The 16,567-nt window shown below is 44.3% G+C and carries 18 protein-coding genes, 1 tRNA gene and 1 pseudogene; 15 read left to right on the forward strand and 5 right to left on the reverse strand.

Translation table 11 applies throughout. The features are described from left to right. The first annotated feature begins 57 nt into the window (after window positions 1–57). The 7 genes from AS030_RS07060 to AS030_RS07090 all read left to right on the forward strand — a co-directional run bounded on the left by AS030_RS07060 (window position 58) and on the right by AS030_RS07090 (window position 5,857). A complete protein-coding gene (locus tag AS030_RS07060; RefSeq protein WP_061969880.1) occupies window positions 58–738 on the forward strand; it encodes an MgtC/SapB family protein in 681 nt (226 codons plus the stop codon). A gap of 21 nt (window positions 739–759) precedes the next feature. Next, window positions 760–1,326, forward strand: coding sequence for a cysteine hydrolase family protein (locus AS030_RS07065; RefSeq protein ID WP_061969882.1), 567 nt, complete (start codon window positions 760–762; stop codon window positions 1,324–1,326). Between the two features lie 29 nt (window positions 1,327–1,355). Continuing rightward, on the forward strand, window positions 1,356–2,027 hold the full coding sequence (locus AS030_RS07070; protein ID WP_061969884.1) for a Rossmann-fold NAD(P)-binding domain-containing protein: 672 nt from the start codon (window positions 1,356–1,358) through the stop codon (window positions 2,025–2,027). 61 nt (window positions 2,028–2,088) lie between these two features. Continuing rightward, window positions 2,089–2,523: a BrxA/BrxB family bacilliredoxin gene (locus AS030_RS07075; RefSeq protein WP_129480308.1), complete on the forward strand. Its 435-nt coding sequence runs from the start codon at window positions 2,089–2,091 to the stop codon at window positions 2,521–2,523. 206 nt (window positions 2,524–2,729) lie between these two features. Then, window positions 2,730–4,028 (forward strand): ammonium transporter, encoded by a 1,299-nt coding sequence (locus AS030_RS07080; RefSeq protein WP_061969888.1) that lies wholly within the window; start codon window positions 2,730–2,732, stop codon window positions 4,026–4,028. Between the two features lie 4 nt (window positions 4,029–4,032). After that, window positions 4,033–5,142 (forward strand): DUF294 nucleotidyltransferase-like domain-containing protein, encoded by a 1,110-nt coding sequence (locus AS030_RS07085; RefSeq protein ID WP_061969890.1) that lies wholly within the window; start codon window positions 4,033–4,035, stop codon window positions 5,140–5,142. Then, window positions 5,120–5,857, forward strand: coding sequence for an exonuclease domain-containing protein (locus AS030_RS07090; protein WP_061969892.1), 738 nt, complete (start codon window positions 5,120–5,122; stop codon window positions 5,855–5,857). Before AS030_RS07085 ends, AS030_RS07090 begins: the two co-directional genes overlap by 23 nt. A 97-nt stretch (window positions 5,858–5,954) precedes the next feature. On the opposite strand, the pseudogene yjcZ reads toward AS030_RS07090, so the two are convergent. The 3 genes and pseudogenes from yjcZ to AS030_RS07105 all read right to left on the reverse strand — a co-directional run. Then, window positions 5,955–6,125 (reverse strand): annotated as a pseudogene (yjcZ, locus tag AS030_RS24235) (sporulation protein YjcZ); the annotation flags it as partial. Between the two features lie 273 nt (window positions 6,126–6,398). Next, window positions 6,399–6,977, reverse strand: coding sequence for a glycerol-3-phosphate 1-O-acyltransferase PlsY (gene plsY, locus AS030_RS07100; RefSeq protein WP_061969894.1), 579 nt, complete (start codon window positions 6,975–6,977; stop codon window positions 6,399–6,401). Window positions 6,978–7,078: 101 nt separating this feature from the next. Next, window positions 7,079–9,250, reverse strand: coding sequence for an MMPL family transporter (locus tag AS030_RS07105; protein WP_061969896.1), 2,172 nt, complete (start codon window positions 9,248–9,250; stop codon window positions 7,079–7,081). Between the two features lie 98 nt (window positions 9,251–9,348). Here AS030_RS07105 and AS030_RS07110 point away from each other — a divergent pair, with 98 nt between their 5' ends. Together AS030_RS07110 and AS030_RS07115 are read left to right on the forward strand one after the other, a co-directional pair. After that, window positions 9,349–10,125, forward strand: coding sequence for a class I SAM-dependent methyltransferase (locus AS030_RS07110; protein WP_061969898.1), 777 nt, complete (start codon window positions 9,349–9,351; stop codon window positions 10,123–10,125). 10 nt (window positions 10,126–10,135) lie between these two features. After that, window positions 10,136–10,420 (forward strand): hypothetical protein, encoded by a 285-nt coding sequence (locus AS030_RS07115; RefSeq protein WP_061969900.1) that lies wholly within the window; start codon window positions 10,136–10,138, stop codon window positions 10,418–10,420. A 30-nt stretch (window positions 10,421–10,450) separates the two neighbouring features. Here the strand turns inward: AS030_RS07115 and AS030_RS07120 are convergent, their stop codons facing one another. After that, window positions 10,451–10,726 carry a YciI family protein gene (locus AS030_RS07120; RefSeq protein ID WP_061969902.1) on the reverse strand — a complete coding sequence of 92 codons (276 nt, stop codon included), beginning with the start codon at window positions 10,724–10,726 and terminating at the stop codon, window positions 10,451–10,453. A gap of 160 nt (window positions 10,727–10,886) precedes the next feature. Between AS030_RS07120 and AS030_RS07125 the strand changes: the two genes are divergently transcribed. Together AS030_RS07125 and ltaE are read left to right on the forward strand one after the other, a co-directional pair. Further along, window positions 10,887–11,666 carry a phosphatase PAP2 family protein gene (locus AS030_RS07125; protein WP_061969904.1) on the forward strand — a complete coding sequence of 260 codons (780 nt, stop codon included), beginning with the start codon at window positions 10,887–10,889 and terminating at the stop codon, window positions 11,664–11,666. A gap of 95 nt (window positions 11,667–11,761) precedes the next feature. After that, entirely contained in the window at window positions 11,762–12,802 is a 1,041-nt protein-coding gene (gene ltaE, locus AS030_RS07130) for a low-specificity L-threonine aldolase (protein ID WP_061969906.1), read from the forward strand. 43 nt (window positions 12,803–12,845) lie between these two features. Here the strand turns inward: ltaE and AS030_RS07135 are convergent, their stop codons facing one another. After that, window positions 12,846–14,312 carry an amidase family protein gene (locus AS030_RS07135; RefSeq protein WP_061969909.1) on the reverse strand — a complete coding sequence of 489 codons (1,467 nt, stop codon included), beginning with the start codon at window positions 14,310–14,312 and terminating at the stop codon, window positions 12,846–12,848. 213 nt (window positions 14,313–14,525) lie between these two features. On the opposite strand from AS030_RS07135, the gene AS030_RS07140 reads away from it, so the two are divergent. The 4 genes from AS030_RS07140 (at window position 14,526) to trhO (ending at window position 16,494) form a co-directional block, all read left to right on the forward strand. Continuing rightward, complete coding sequence (locus AS030_RS07140) at window positions 14,526–14,807, forward strand: hypothetical protein (RefSeq protein ID WP_141687035.1); 282 nt, start codon at window positions 14,526–14,528, stop codon at window positions 14,805–14,807. Window positions 14,808–14,906: 99 nt separating this feature from the next. Continuing rightward, a complete protein-coding gene (locus AS030_RS07145; protein WP_061969914.1) occupies window positions 14,907–15,290 on the forward strand; it encodes a DUF2203 domain-containing protein in 384 nt (127 codons plus the stop codon). A 101-nt stretch (window positions 15,291–15,391) separates the two neighbouring features. After that, window positions 15,392–15,466: transfer RNA gene (locus AS030_RS07150), tRNA-Arg, on the forward strand. 89 nt (window positions 15,467–15,555) lie between these two features. Further along, the gene (gene trhO, locus AS030_RS07155; protein WP_061971619.1) at window positions 15,556–16,494 is read left to right on the forward strand and encodes an oxygen-dependent tRNA uridine(34) hydroxylase TrhO; all 939 of its coding nucleotides are present in this window, start codon (window positions 15,556–15,558) and stop codon (window positions 16,492–16,494) included. The last annotated feature ends 73 nt before the right edge of the window (window positions 16,495–16,567 follow it).

The raw sequence follows: 16,567 nt of genomic DNA on the forward strand, positions 1-16,567 counted from the left end.
ATAGTATTTTTAGGATATTTACCATACATATAAAATATAAGAGGGAGGGGAATAGCAATGAGCCTCATTTTAATCAAGCTTGGAATATCAGCATTCCTCGGTTTGGTCATTGGCCTTGAGCGGGAACTGAAACGAAAACCGGTTGGCCTGAAAACATGCCTGGTCATTTCGATCAGCAGTTGTCTGTTGACAATTGTTTCCATTGAATCAGCAAGCACATATTCTGATCTGACAGGAAGAACAATGATGGATCCGATGCGTTTGGCGGCACAAATCGTCAGCGGTATCGGTTTCCTGGGTGCAGGAGTCATATTAAGGCGGAGCAATGACGTCATTTCAGGGCTGACAACCGCTGCGATGATTTGGGGTGCTTCCGGATTGGGAATTGCATCGGGAGCAGGTTTTTACTTGGAGGCTTCCGCAGGGGCACTCATGATTCTGATCAGTGTAGAATTGATCCCCATGATCATGAAATGGGTAGGTCCGAAAACGCTGAGGGAAAAAGAAGCTAAAGTACGACTCATTGTTCCTGATGGCAGGAATATGACGGAAATGGTTAAAGAAATCAAGAAGAGACAGATGAAAATTTACAATGTGCGTGTGAAGGATCTGGAAAATGGAATGAGTAAAATGGAACTGACCATTGGAACGTACGATAAAAGATATACAACCGACATTTATTATGATATTAAAGAAATAACAGGAGTACAAAACGTAGAGATTGAAACGCTTGGATAAAATCATAAGGGAGCTAAGACGATGAAAGCCTTGATTGTTGTGGATTATACGTTTGATTTTGTTGCGGATGAAGGAAAATTGACATGCGGTGTTCCGGGCCAGTCCATCGAGAACCGTTTAACAGCCCTTACTAAGCAATTCGTCGAGAATAATGATTTTGTTGTATTTGCGGTTGATTTGCATGAAGAAGAGGATACGTACCATCCCGAAATGTCACTGTTTCCGCCTCACAATATTAAAGGGACAAAGGGAAGAGAGCAATACGGAAAGCTTGGAGAGTATGTCTCTTCTTTGCTGGCCGAGCAAAATAAGCTGGTGTACTGGATGGATAAAACCAGGTACAGTGCTTTTGCCGGAACCAATCTTGATCTCAAATTGCGGGAACGCAACATTACAGAAATTCACCTGGTTGGTGTTTGCTCTGATATTTGTGTTTTGCACACCGCGATTGATGCCTATAATAGAGGCTTTACCATTGTCGTTCATGAGGATGCTGTACAAAGTTTTAATGCCGCCGGCCATGATTGGGCGCTTCAGCATTTCACCAATGTCATTGGAGCCAGAGTCGTAAACGAGAGCTCGTTTTAGTTAAAAAGGATCCTGGAAGGAATGGTAACATGGGAAAAACGGCAGTGATTGCCGGAGCTACAGGACTTGTCGGGTGGGAATTACTCCATTTGCTGGCAGAAAGCAATAGGTATGAGCGTACTATTGTGTTTGCTCGAAGGAAAACAGGCATCAGCCATAAGAAAGTGACAGAAGTAATCACAGATTTTAACGGCCTTGAAGAGCACAAACATTACTTTAGTGCCGCAGATGTATTTTGCTGCCTTGGTACAACGATAAAAAAGGCAAAGACGAAGGAGAATTTCAGACAGGTTGATCATCATTATCCCGTTGTGATGTCCCATATTGCGGCCGATCAGGGAGCACATTCCTTTCAGGTAATTTCCGCACTGGGTGCAGATATGGAGTCACGTTTTTTCTATAGCAGGGTTAAGGGAGAGATGGAGCGTGACGTGGCAAAAGAAGGTGTGCCATTGATCGGAATATTCCGCCCGTCTCTGTTAACCGGCGAGCGTGAGGAGTTCCGGGCAGGAGAACGAGCTGCTGACTGGATTGCCGGTCGGCTTTCCTTTTTGTTCAAAGGTGGTCTTAAAAAATACCGCCCTGTAAAAGCGAGTTCGGTCGCCGCTGCCATGTTTGAGTTTGCCCAAAAAGAAAAAACAGGGGTTCATCTCATTTCATCGGAAGAGATGAATGAGTTCTCCTATTCTCTTAATAAGTGAAATCAGTTTCTTCGATTTGGATTATGGGCTATAATGACAATACAGATTGATTTGGAGGGATATTATGAACGCTTACGAAGAGTACATGAAGCAAATGGCCCAGCCGATGAGAGCCGAGCTTACAAATGCAGGGTTCAAAGAATTAACAACACCAGAAGAAGTGGACGGTTTTATGGAAAATGCAGAGGGAACTTCTCTTGTTTTCATCAATTCCGTGTGCGGTTGTGCTGCAGGATTGGCCAGGCCATCGGCAATTTATTCACTTAACCATGAAGCAAAACCCGATCATTTGGTTACGGTTTTTGCCGGACAAGATAAAGAAGCAACCGCAAAAATGAGAGAATATTTTGAAGGGTATCCTCCTTCTTCTCCGTCCATGGCCCTATTAAAAGGCAAAGAAGTGGTTCACTTTATTCACCGCCACGATATTGAAAACCACAGTGCGGAAGAGATTGTCGGAAACCTTGTGAACGCTTATAACAACTATAATAAATAAACCATACCAATACCGGAATCTTCAGAGGAAGCTTTTGCGATCCTCTGAAGATTCTTTTTTTATGCAGAGAATAGGAGATAAGTAGGACAAATAATCAACTTATTTTGAAAAATATTCAGAAAACAATTGCACTTTCTTTTTACATGTCATATAGTATACCTATCAGATGTTAGAAAACATGACATGAAGAAGGGTGGAGATGTAACATGAAGGAAAGTACGATCATGATGTACATGGATTCTCTTTGGGTGATGGTTGCAGCAATCCTGGTAATTGGGATGCAGGCTGGATTTGCGCTCCTTGAAGCGGGATCGACACGAATGAAGAATTCGGGGCATGTTGCCGGAAAGCAAATTTTGAGTTTTGCCCTTGCCACGATTGCTTTTTGGGCTGTCGGATTTGGAATCACTTTCGGGGAGGGCAACAGCTTATTTGGGACTTCTGGTTGGATGCTAGGGGGCGACAGCAAGACATTCGAGGCTTTATCCTGGGCCAATGTGCCACTGTCACTTAAATTTTTGTTTCAATTGGCGTTCGTCGGTGTATCACTGGCCATTGCGTGGGGAGGATTTGCCGAGCGTGCGAAATTATCCGTTTATTTTATTTTCGGCATCGTCTTCACTGTTTTAATTTATCCGGTCATCGGTCACTGGGTTTGGGGCGGTGGATGGCTGGGAGAAATGGGGATGCAGGATTTTGCCGGCTCAACGGTTGTCCATCTTCAGGGAGCAATTGCTGCTCTAGTGGCTACGCTTCTTCTTGGGCCGCGGATTGGGAAGTTCAATAAGGATCGGACACCGAACCTTATTCCGGGTCATAACCAGGTCTATACGGTGCTTGGCGGAATTATTCTTTGGATTGGCTGGTTCGGATTTAATGCAGGAAGCACGATGGGTACTGCGGATGGATTTTTTGGCTATGTTGCCTTGACTACTAATTTGGCAGCGGCCGCCGGTGCAATCGGTGCAATCCTGACTTCTAAGTTTCTGACAGGGAAAGCGGATATTCCTGCAATGGTCAATGGCGTTCTTGCCGCTTTGGTGGCTATTACTGCAGCATGTGCCTTTGTGGAAGCCTGGGCAACTATTGTGATCGGATTCTTTGCAGGGGCGTTTACTTTCTGGACGTCGGTCTATTTTGAAAGAAAAGGGATTGATGATCCGATTTATGCTTTTTCTGTTCATGGGATTGCCGGTATTATTGGTACGATTTCGACCGGTTTTTTTGCCTCTCCTCGTCTCGTGGAACAGACTGGCGTAGGGAAAGCAGGACTTTTTTATGGCGGAGGCTTTGATCAATTGTTTGTTCAAACGATCGGTGTTATTGGTGCAGCAGTTTATGTCGGAGTTATTTCTTTCATTTTATTGTTTGTCATGAAGAAACTTGTCGGCCTTCGGGTAACCCCGGAGCAGGAGATTTCCGGACTGGATATCAGTGAACATGGTTCATACGGTTACCCTGAGCACCTTGATCCTTCACTTACCAGCGCAAAGAAAGCCAATTAGGTCCATGTTGAATCTTTTTGATGAATCCAAAGGCAAACAGGATGCCCTTGAGATTCTTAGCGTAAAGGAAAGGGTGCAAAAAGCGGCTACACTAGAAGAATTGCGAAGAATCCACGAGAAGTTTATCTCGTGGATTCAGGCGTTGCAGGATTCCCAGCATTCGACTGGGGAAGTATATGCTCAACTGAATGAAGCGCACGATGTGATGGCGAGGAAGGCGGTTTCCTTTGCATACGACCATGTAATTCAGGAGATCGGGGAGCCTGAAGGGAATTTTTGTTTTTTCAGCATGGGGTCAAATGCAAGACAAGAACAGACAATCTGGACGGACCAGGATAATGGGCTGATCCATGATTTCGGATTGGATCAGGAGAAGGCTGAACGATTTTCGAGGGAATTCTCTGAAGCGTCCGTTCATTATCTTTCTGAGGCTGGCTATCCTTTATGCCCTGGGAATGTGATGGCATCCAATCCCCGTTGGAGACACAGTGAAAGCGAATGGAAAACACAGCTGGCCGCCTACTGGAACGAGGCGAGTGAGTATGATTTAAAATATTTGATGATGCTGTTGGACACCAGGCCAATTTTCGGTAATCCCGGGCTTTTGTATCAACTGCGAGCCTGGTACCTTCATGAACTTCGGCAACATCCGAAAGTACTCATGAAGATGTCCTCGCTTGCAGGGTCTCATGATATACCGATTAACTTTGCAGGAATGATATTCACAGAACGATGGGGGAAATTCGCTGGCCGTTTTGATGTAAAGCAAGGTGTTTTTGCTCCCTTTACAAATGCTGTTAAAGTTTTGGCTGTGATCAGCAACGTTGAAGAATCTTCAACACGGGAAAGATTGATTGTTTTAGAGGGACGGGGAGAGCTATCCAGGGTTCAACTGGAAGATTGTCTTCTGGCCTATGATTTTCTTCTGCACCTGCGGCTCTGTCATTCTGTGAAAGCCAGGGACAATGATGACAAGCTGGATTATCATATCCAGTTAAACCGTTTGGGAACCAAACGGGTTCACCAGTTGAAGGATACGATGCGACTTGTAAAATGGCTGCAAAAAAAGATAAAAAAGAGAGGAATACAGTTTGAACAATCAACCGGGTTTTGACGGAAATCTGAAGCAGTTCATGAACCGCTTGTTCAATCTGGGCCTGAAAAGAGGAGAAGTACCGCCAGGGAGCCCCGGGTCCTTTCAGCATGAAGCCTGGATCAGGAGGATGCTGAAGGAAAAAGCGTCCAGGCGCGCTGATCTCCAAACCCGCTTGGAAGATGTCCTGTTTATTGTGCTGGATACAGAGACAACTGGTTTCCGGCCGGAGCATGGAGACCAGATCTTTTCGGTGGCAGCTGCGCGTATCCAAAACCGATCGGTTATTGGTGAGTTTCGTAGTTTAATCAATCCGGGAATAGAGATTCCGAAAGAAATTAGTCTGCTTACCGGCATTACCACAAAAGATGTAAAAGAGGCACCGGCATTGGATGAAAAAGCAGAAGAAATTCTGGGCTTTTTATCTGGAGGTATTGTTATTGGATATCATATTTCTCATGATTATGCGTTCTTGAACCATTACTTGTGGAGAAGATATCGTTCTTCCTTAAAACAGCCGGCCCTGGAACTGGCTCTCCTGACAGAACGTCTCACCGGGGAGGGCCCTTTTCCGAGCCTGGACAGTGCTGCCGATTATTTTAATATTCCCTGTCAGAACCGGCACCAGGCGGATGCTGATGTAAGGATTATGAGCAGTTTGCTGATGAACCTGTTGCGGTTATGTATTGAAAAGGGAATAGAGACACTGGAAGACTTGTATATTCATATCAAATAGTAAAGCAGGAGCGATTTTTCGCCCCTGCTTTTTATTAATGACTTTTTGTGCTGCTGCATGAACTGCTGCTGGAGCTGCTGCTTTCGCAACGTTCCTCGCCGTCAAATCCGGACCAGCAGGAGCAGCCAATAATGATTAACAAAATAAAGAGCACGATGAGCAGGGTAAATCCGAAGTGTCCGCCATAACCACCATAGCCTCCGTATCCGCCGCCATAACCATAATCATAACACGGTGTTCCTCCGTATCCGTAACCGCCATATCCGTGGTCATAGACGGGTGCTGCAAGGGCAGTTGGTACGTTGAGCGGCTTGTTTAATGGGATGTTCACGGGTTTGTTTACCGGCATATTGACAGGGGCGTTCACAGGTTTATTTGCCGGGGCCATAGGTACATTTATTTTTTTGTTTTCCATTATTGTCCCTCCGTTAATCAATAATATAGGTATATATCACCCTACAGCCTATGTACGTTTGCCCTGGTCGGTAACGGACAAATGCGGATTTTTTTAAAATAAAAAAAACGTTCCTTCCCGGAACGTTTAAAGCCATGTAATCTTTGGCTCTGTTTTGGATATGATTCTCACAATGTTGGTACGGTGACGATAAAGAAGAAACAGCAGAAATGCCGTCATTACCACCGTAAGAAGCACGTCCTGTACGATCAGTCCGTAGACAACAGCTGCCGAGCACGCGATGAGGGAAGAAAGAGACACATACTTGCTCAGGTAAAGGACAACAAAAAATACAGCCACAAGGACGACGAACATAAGGGGAGCATAAAACAATAAAATCCCCGCTGATGTGGCAACCGCCTTACCGCCCCTAAACTTTGCGAAAATAGGATAGCAATGGCCGAGCACTGCCGGAATTCCGGCAATAAGGATATGAAGATCCGTATGAAACAAAACGGGAAGAGATGCGGCAAGGGTTCCTTTAAGGATGTCCGAAATGGTTACAATAAAGCCTGCTTTTTTTCCAAGGATCCGGAAGGTGTTCGTTCCTCCGAGATTTCCGCTTCCGTGCTGTCTGATGTCAATGCCGTAGCCCCACTTGCCTACAATGAGCGCAAAAGGAACCGATCCAATAACGTAAGATAATAACAGAATGAAAAATACCATACGATTCACCTTTCGCCTGTCTTTTTCTCTTATTATATAATCATTCCGATGGTTTAGATAGGGGATTTTTAAACAAGCATAATAGTAAAAAACCACGGCCGTTATTGGGCGTGGTTTTTTACAGTGTGTTCCCTGAATGGCAGCCACCAGTTCCATTTGCCCATTAGTTTCATCAAAGAAGGGACAAGAATCATTCGGACAAGGGTGGCGTCGATGAAAATAGCCAGTGCAATTGCTATGCCGATTTGTTTTACCGGCATGACGTCCGTTGTTACAAATGACCCCGTAATCACGATCATAATGGCGGCAGCAGAGGTAATGATTTTGGAGGTTGACGTTAAACCGTCCAGTGTTGCCTTGTCGTTGTCGCCCGTGTTTTCATAGACTTCCTGTATCCGGGAAATCAGAAATACTTCATAGTCCATGCTGAGTCCAAAAACGATACCGAACGTAAAGACGGGAATCATTAATCCGATACTGACAGGATCCATGAGATTTCCACTTTGAAAGATCCATACCAACAGGCCGAATGTTGCCGAAAGACTGAGAATGTTCATGACAATGGCTTTTAACGGAATAAATAATGATTGAAAAGCAAGAAGAAGGATAACAAAGGTCGATAGCAATACGATGACAAGCCCTTCAGGTGTTTTATTAAGAATTTCATCGAAGATTTCCTGGTTGAACTTGGTTGAACCGCCTAATGTGAGTTTTAAGCCATTTTTTTCACCTTCCCAATCTTTGACCCATTGCTTTGCCTTGTCAGATGTGACGCCCACTGAAAGATAAGCCTGGATGACGGTTAGATTATCCTTTGAATAATGGTCGAGCACCGACTGCAGGCGGCGTTTTCCTTCCTTTGTTTTGATGAACGATTGGAGCTGATCAGGCGGTATGCCACCGGTATGGGAAAACAGGGAGTCCACCCGGTCGACGACACTCTCTTTTTTCAACCGTTCGACCAGCTGCTCCGCTCTTTTAAGGTTATCACTGCTCGTTATATCTCCATTGCTCTTTGCCACGATGGTCACGGGATATAAATCTTTTTTACCGAATGTGTCCTCGAATTTCTCGAACATGATCCTTGATTGGTAATCAGGAGGAAGGGACTCGGCCTCAGGAATGGATAATTCTAAATGGCGTACGGGCAATAGGAAAAGGACAAGAATGGCGATGGACGCAGTCAGCATGATTCCCGGGCGTTTCATTACGAACGTTGCGAAAGCTTTCCAGCCGGATCGTTCACGGTTACGTTTTAAAATCATCAGCGAGTTAATGCGCGGTCCGAGGATACTTAAGACGGCAGGGAGAAACGTGAGCGCGTTGATAACCGAGATGATAACAACGACCATGCCTCCGAGGGCGACGGAACGAAAGATATCGATTTGGATGAGCAGCATGCCTGAAAGCCCCAGAAACACACACAAGCCTGAGAATGCGATGGACCTTCCTGCTGTTTGTACTGACGTGATGACTGCTTTTTGGACCGGGTGTTTCTCCAACTCCTCTCTGAAACGGTTGACCAGCAGTAGCGCGAAATCAATGCCGAGTGCAAGGCCGATCATCGGAACGACATTTAATATGAAGATCGTTAAATTCAGTTCCTGACTTACCAGGTAAAGCACACCCATCGCACAGGCCACACTGATCAAACCAATAAGAATCGGAAGGCCTGCTGCGACCAGACCTCCAAATGCCAGCAGTAGAATGATCAGAGCTGCGGGAAGTCCAATCGCCTCGGCGCGTGCCAAGTCTTTCTGGCTCGCTGTGTTTATGTCTTCGGCGATAACCGGACCGCCTGTTATTCCAATTTTGACATCCTTTGTGCTGGTCGTTTTGGAGCGGATCTGTTCGATTGATTTTTTAAGTTCTCCGAAATTTAAGTCAAAATTCACAGTTGCATAAGAGGTGTTTCCTTTGATCATCTTTGCTGAAGAGTAGGGTGAGGTTACACTGACCGCATGATCCACATCTCTCAATTTTTTCAGCGTACGCTCTACTGTGTTTTTGTACTGTGTATCTTGGGGTGAGAGGGTATCGGATTCAAAAAGCACCATGACCGATGATTTAGGCTGGCCAAAATCCTGCTGCATCATGTTTTCTACTTTTTTAAATGAACCTTCCATTTCAAAACCGCTTCCGCTGAGGGAGTCTGGCAGTTTCAGTGCCAGTACACTAAACGTTGCGGCAAGCAAGATCCAAACTGCAATAATCAGCTTCCGGTATGTATAAACGAATTTTCCGATTCCCTGAAATAAACTCCAATTCTTCATGAATTTCCTCCTTAAAGGCTGCTGTATAGGGTGAAGGATTGCTCTTTCGGCAAATGTGTGATAAAAGATTAAATAAAAAAGGTTCTGGTGAAATAGCAATGATTGTGACAACGGCAGGCAAGTTTGATCAAAAACTGATCGAAAAAGCGGAAAAAATCAACAAGACGGTCGGAGGAACGTTTGTGTTGAGAAAAAATAAATCCATCTCTTCCTTACATACCCAATTTAAGGATCATCTATTAATGGTTGGAAAAGAAAAACTGACCTTGCATCCTTTTGGTGGATCAGAACCGCTATTTTTTCATCCGAATTCCTCGATGTTCCGGGTGAAGCAAATCGTAAGGGGAGAGCATGATCCATTGCTCACAGCGGCACGGCTTAAAAAAGGCATGACTGTCCTTGATTGTACGGCCGGACTGGCTTCTGATGCGATTGTATGCAGCCTGGCTGTCGGACCAGAGGGGAAAGTGACCGGATTGGAGAAAAACCAGTACATCGCGTTTTTGGTGAAAAGCGGATTGATAACGTGGGAAAGCGGGTTGAAGGAAATGGATGAATCCATGCGCCGGATCACCATCCTGCACGAAGATCATTTGGCCTATCTGAAGCGACAGTCCGACCAGTCCTTCGATGTTGTTTATTTTGATCCGATGTTCGAGGAAACGATACAATCCCCCGGTTTGAGCGGACTGAAGAATATGGCGGAATATTCGCCGCTTACCGGGGATATTATTTCGGAAGCAAAACGGGTCGCCAAAGAACGGGTCGTATTGAAGGACCATTATAAAAGCAGCCGATTTGAACAATTTGGATTTACCGTAATAAAGCGGCCTTCGTCCAAGTTCCATTATGCCATCATTGAATTAGGGGATTGAGGAGAATGCGATGCTGACGGGGCTAATGCTGCTACTGCTTGCGGGTGCCGGGATTGTGGGATTTATTAAAAAGCATATCTTAAGGATAAAAGATCCCGATCTTGCTCATTATTTGGCGGAATTAAAAAAACAATGTTGGTATCAGGAGCTCATGAACGATCCACAATCTTCCGGTCTGATTCAATCGTTTGAAAAAAGCGGTCCGTTAAAAGATGTTTATTATGTACAGCGGCTTCTTGCAAACGATGGGTGCAGAGATGGTTTTATTGCGTATATTAAAGAAAAATCCCGGTAAAGCAGTGTTGCTTTGCCGGGATTTTGTTTTTTATTTCGAAAGTACTTCAATGTTCATGGCCCACTCGTTAACCACACAATCTCTGGCCCCGGTCACGACGTACGGATCATTTTTGGCCAGTGAAGTTGCTTCTTCCAGATTGGCAGCCTTGTAAATAACAAGTCCACCAGTACCGTCGGTAAACCTTCCATATGTAAAGATATTCCCTTTTTCTGCAAGGCTTTCAAGATAGCTAAGATGTTCCTGACGGTGAACCTTGCTTTTTTCTTCATCTAAAACTGGTAAACGAACAGCATAATAATTCATCAATTAACCTCCCTGAGATGTAGTCTCTTTTATTATGAAGACAAACCCCAAAAAAGAAAAGATGTATGCCATTGAAAAATATAAGAAAGTTTTTTGGTATGCATCCATAAAGTTAAATGATTACTAGTTTAAAATAAAACAGGATGCATGGGGGAGTAAAATGAGAATAAACAGAAGATATCCTGCATGGAGTTCGTTTGATTGCAGCCGGAGTCGAGATGAAGGGCATGGTAACAATTGGCCGACCTTTTTCCTGAAACGAAACAGAAGGGGAGAATTTACCGACAGAAAAGGGAACGTGGTCACCTGGGAGTTGAGGAATCCTGCTTCCGTTGATTTTAAAGGCAATGAGCTCAAGCAAGTACGTTCAGCGTTACGAAATTTGACTCCTGACAAGCGGAAGAAGATCAACTTTTATGGTGAGCATCTAAAAGATTTTTGGTTTCGGATAACCGAAAATTTGATTTCATCTTATAAATTATCCCCTATGTTGTCTGCCAGAGTTAGGGCGGCACTGACAATGGGTTTATCGGATACCGCGGCTGCCGTTCACTATGTGAAAAACTTGTATGATGTTCCACGTCCCCATCAGCTGGATGCCACCCTGCAGCCGGTTCTTTCAATTCCCTCTTCTCCTTCGTTTGTATGTGAGCAGGCTTCCGCTGCAGGCTGTGCCCATATCATCTTATCCTACTTTTTCCCCCATGAAGACGGGAAGCTGAAACGGCTGGCCGAGGAGATTTCATGGACGATGTTTCTGGCAGCTATTCAATATAAGGCAGATGTCGAGGAAGGAATGAAATTGGGAAGACAGATGGGTGACATGATCGTTGTTTCTCTCCGCTATCAGCGAGTGGAAGGGGATGTTCAAAAAAGCAACAGAAACAGCGAGCTTACAGCTGGATTTCAACAAAAGAAAAGTGAAGTCATTTCGCGTTAAACATAAACGGACTCCGGGGCTGCCGGAGTTTTTTTCTTTTTTTATAAGGCAATTGTGTTACGATAGATAAAAAACATCCGGAGGGGTATAGTGCAATGATCGATCTTAGAAGCGACACAGTGACAAAGCCGACAGAGCGTATGCGAAAGGCCATGTACGCAGCTGAGGTGGGGGACGATGTCTACGGAGAAGATCCTGCTGTTAATTTCTTGGAAGAAACCGCTGCTGACCTGCTCGGAAAGGAAAAAGCATTGTTTGTCACGAGCGGTACACAAGGAAACCAGATTGCGGTTTTGACTCATACGGCACCTGGCAGTGAGGTTATCATGGAGAGCGACTCCCATATATACATGTATGAAGGAGCCGCTGTATCGGCTTTTGCGGGAATTCAGCCTCGTTTGGTCAAGGGAATCAACGGCTCCATGCAGGCAGAGGATGTTAAAAACGCGATTCGGAGTGACGATATTCATCACCCTGAGACAAGCCTTGTTTGTTTGGAAAATACGCATAACCGTGCAGGCGGAGCGATCGTTCCTCTTCGTGATATGAAAGATATTTACAAAATTTGTTCTGCTGCCTCGATCCCTGTTCATATCGATGGCGCACGCCTTTTTAATGCGGCAGCTGGCAGTGGAACAAGCGTCAAAGATTTCGCTTCTTATTGTGATACGGTACAAATTTGCCTTTCCAAAGGGCTTGGGGCACCGGTCGGCTCCCTGATTGCCGGATCGGAGGATTTTATCCGAAAAGCAAGAAAGTGGAGAAAACGACTTGGGGGAGGACTCCGCCAGGGAGGTGTGCTGGCTGCACCGGGACGGATCGCGCTTACCGAGATGACAGAGCGTCTGCATGAGGATCATGAAAAAGCCAGCAAGCTGGCAGAGGGCTTAGCGGAAATCCCGTCGCTTTCCATCGAAAACCAGGTGGATACCAATATTGTTTTGGTTAATATTGGGCAAACCGGATTTTCTGCTGACCAATTCCTTCAATTGCTCAAGGGCCAAGGAATACTTGCTGTTGCTTTTGGACCTCAAACGATCCGATTTACCACTCACTATGATGTTACCTTTGAAGATATTGATAAAGCTCTCACCAGCATCTCGGCGATCATCTCTTCAAAAGTCATTTTGCATTAACATAAAAAACCCGGCTCCCATTTGGAGCCGGGTTTTTGTAACCTTACATTTTTGGCGGTATACGGTATTTCGTTGCCTGTTCGAAAGAGTAGGCCAATGATATCAGCTTCGGCTCGGAGAACGCACCTGCCGTAAAAAGGATGCCAAAGGGTTTGCCCTCATCATCATAGCCTGCGGGCACACTGATCGAAGGATAGCCTGCCTTTGCGGGAAACCCATAGCCCTCATCTGTTGGATACAAAATGGCATCCAGCTGAAATTCGTCAAGAGCCTGATCCAATCCAAGTTCCCTTGTTTTTTTAAGATCATCCAGTCGGCTGTTTAAATACGAGGACTCGGTAAGTGTGCCGGATGTGCTTTCACTTTGCTCTAAAAGAACCTGCCCATATTGCAGGCATGTTTCAGGATGCTTTGAATTATAAGCAATCACATCTTCCAGAGAGGTGATTGATGGGAGTTTGGTGTGCTGTTTCAAGTAGGAGTTGATACCCGATTTAAATTCATAAAGCAATACATTAAAATCCCCATCTTCCTGTTCGAGAGGGGTTGCTGAATCCAGAATAACAATTTCCGCCCCTTTTTCTTTCATAGTTGCAATCGTTTGATCAAATAATTCCTTTTGAGAAGGAGACAATTCTCTGACGGAATATTCATACGAAATACCGATCCGTGTACCGTTTAATGCATGTTCCCTCAGGTAGGCGGTATAGTCAGCTTTGCTTGAATAGGAAGCCTTTAACGTGGCGGCATCATTGTGATCAAGCCCCGTCATCGCTCCAAGAAGTATGGCGGCATCAGCTACAGTCCGTGTCATGGGACCTGCGGTATCCTGACTGACAGAAATAGGAATGATGCCAAATCGCGAGAGGAGGCCAACGGTTGGTTTGATCCCGACAATACTGTTTGCGGCCGCGGGACTGGTGATCGATCCGGACGTTTCGGTTCCGATCGCAGCCACGGCAAAATTTGCGGCTACTGCAGATCCGGATCCTGAGCTTGAACCGCTGACATCAAATTTTCCGGGTCCGTAAGGATTCAGGACCTGTCCTCCACGCGAACTATATCCGTTGGGCATGTTTTCTGTCATAAAATTTGCCCATTCAGTCAGGTTGGTCTTCCCGAGAATAATGGCGCCCGCTTCTCTTAGTTTTGTCACGATAAAGGCATCCTGGTCGGCGTACGATTCGCTCAGGGCAAGAGAACCGGCACTGGTGTGCATGGCATCACCGGTATTAATATTATCTTTGATCAAAACTGGAATCCCGTGAAGAGGACCTCTTGCTCCTTTAGTGGATCGTTCGGCATCCAGTGCTTCTGCAATGTGGATCGCATCAGGGTTGATTTCAATAACCGCATTCAGTCCTGGGCCTGTGTGATTAAATTTCGAAATTCTTTCTATGTACATCCTTACCATCTTTAGCGAAGTAATTTCTTCTTTTTTCAGCGCTTCCTGAATGTATGAAATCGTTGCTTCTTCCAGTTGGAAGGGATTGATTTTTGTGAAGGACATACTTTTTCCCCGCTTTTCACTTTAATTTCAAATAACATTTCCCATTTTTTGATAATTCAATTAAAGCAAAAAACCGTCCGGATCGCAAACTGCACAGTCTAGTATTTAAAAATAAGTTTACTAGTAGTAATAGATTAATTTACCAAGGGGTAGTATATTTCTAAAAACATTGAATAATAATGATAAAAAGAACGTGAAGGGGATGGGATGGAGATGAAAGGAATTACTAGTCTTACACTCTATAGCGGAAACCATAACAATTTCAGTGCAAATGATAGAATAATGCTTTTTGTTACAAAATTTCATTTGAAAACAAAACAGGAAAAGTGGCTGACTCTTCGCCGTCTCATGAATAAAGATTCCGGAGCATTGGCAGCGCACATTTTAATCAGCTCTGAATACCGGAGAGACTTCCCGGAACTTCTTGAAGATGACAAGGTAAGAAATTTTTATCTGGATCTGAAGCAGCCCAAAAAGCAGACAGCAAACGTCTAATTACAATTGTGGGTTTTCTGGCCGGTACATTATTAATGCTATTCATCCGAAGTGTTGTTATAATGAAAGAGTAAGTAAACACTAGAGGAGTCTAATAGCATGAAATATTTTACTGTTGAAGAAGCGAATCAGCTTTTGCCGGTCATTACACGTGAGTTAGAAGCCCTTCAGCAGCTTCAGCTTTCTTTTGTGAAATTTTATGATCAATTGGAAAAACTGCGGTTGTCAGATAATCCTCCGGATGACGATTTTTTCGTACTTGAAAGCAAGCTCGATTTTATGGAGATGGAAGCTCAGAGCTACATCCATAATATCCATTCATTTGGAGCGGAATTAAAAGATATCCACGCAGGGCTTGTTGATTTTCCGGCCATGATTGAAAACGAGGAAGTATTGCTGTGCTGGAGACAGGGAGAGCCGGCGATCACGCATTACCATGGTATTGAAGAAGAATTTATCAACCGGAAATCACTTGAAAATTAAGATCGAAATAAAAAAATAAAATTATTTTATTGAAAAGGGTTGTTTTATTCCTGAATATTGTTTATGATATATCTCGTGACGGTAACCAATCAGTCAGTTAAGCGCCTATAGTGAAATGGATATCACACGAGATTTCGGCTCTCGTATTCTGGGTTCGAATCCTGGTGGGCGCGCCAATTATAGTTATAAATACCACGGGGTTATTCCGGTGGTTTTTTATATGCATTTCAAAAACAAAATTCAACGTTGCAGGTTGGTGATTAATATGACAAACGAAATGCAAAAGCCTTATCGAATTTTATTGTATTATAAGTATGTGCCAGTCGAGGAGCATGAATACTTCGCAAGAAAACATTTAAAGTATTGCAAAGAACTCGGCGTACTGGGCAGAATCATTGTTGCCCCAGAAGGCATCAACGGAACAATCTCGGGCACGGTTGAACAAACCGAGCAATATATGCGGGACCTGAAGAGCGATCCTCGTTTTGAAGATATCGTTTTTAAAATCGATGAAGCAGACGAGCATGCCTTCAAAAAAATGTTCGTTCGTCCGAAAAAAGAGCTAGTTACATGGCGCTTTGAAGATGACGTGAACCCGAACGAGGTTACTGGAAAACGATTGAGCCCTAAAGAATGGATGGAAATGATCCAGAGGGACGATGTCGTGGTTGTTGACGGAAGAAATGACTATGAATATGAGATTGGCCATTTCCGAAATGCCATTCGCCCGGATGTAAAAGCATCCCGTGATTTTCCGGAATGGGTTAAAGAAAATCTTGAACAATTCAAAGATAAAAAAGTACTCACATACTGCACCGGCGGAATTCGCTGCGAAAAGTTTTCAGGATACCTTCTGAAAGAAGGTTTTAAGGACGTTTACCAGCTGCATGGAGGAATTACGACATACGGTAAGGATGAGGAAACAAAAGGACGTTTCTGGGATGGTAAAATGTACGTCTTCGATGAGCGGATTTCTGTTCCGGTTAACCGTACCGAGGAAGATGTGGTCATCGCCAAATGCTACTATTGCGGTAAAACAGAAGACCGTTATGTAAACTGCGCAAATCCTGATTGCAATCGTCAGCACGTTTGCTGTGAGGAATGTGAAGTAAAATATAAACGCTCTTGTTCGGACGAGTGCCGTGAGCATCCGAAAAACCGATATGAACTTGAAAATAAATTTAATGAAACAAAAGCACAATAATTTAATCAATCAAAAGCAGCCAGCTTTCGCAGGCTGCTTTTTTCTTTTGTCAAAACCGACCACCATAATGAAT

This window comes from Fictibacillus enclensis (assembly GCF_001457035.1).
Classification (GTDB): domain Bacteria; phylum Bacillota; class Bacilli; order Bacillales; family Fictibacillaceae; genus Fictibacillus_C; species Fictibacillus_C enclensis.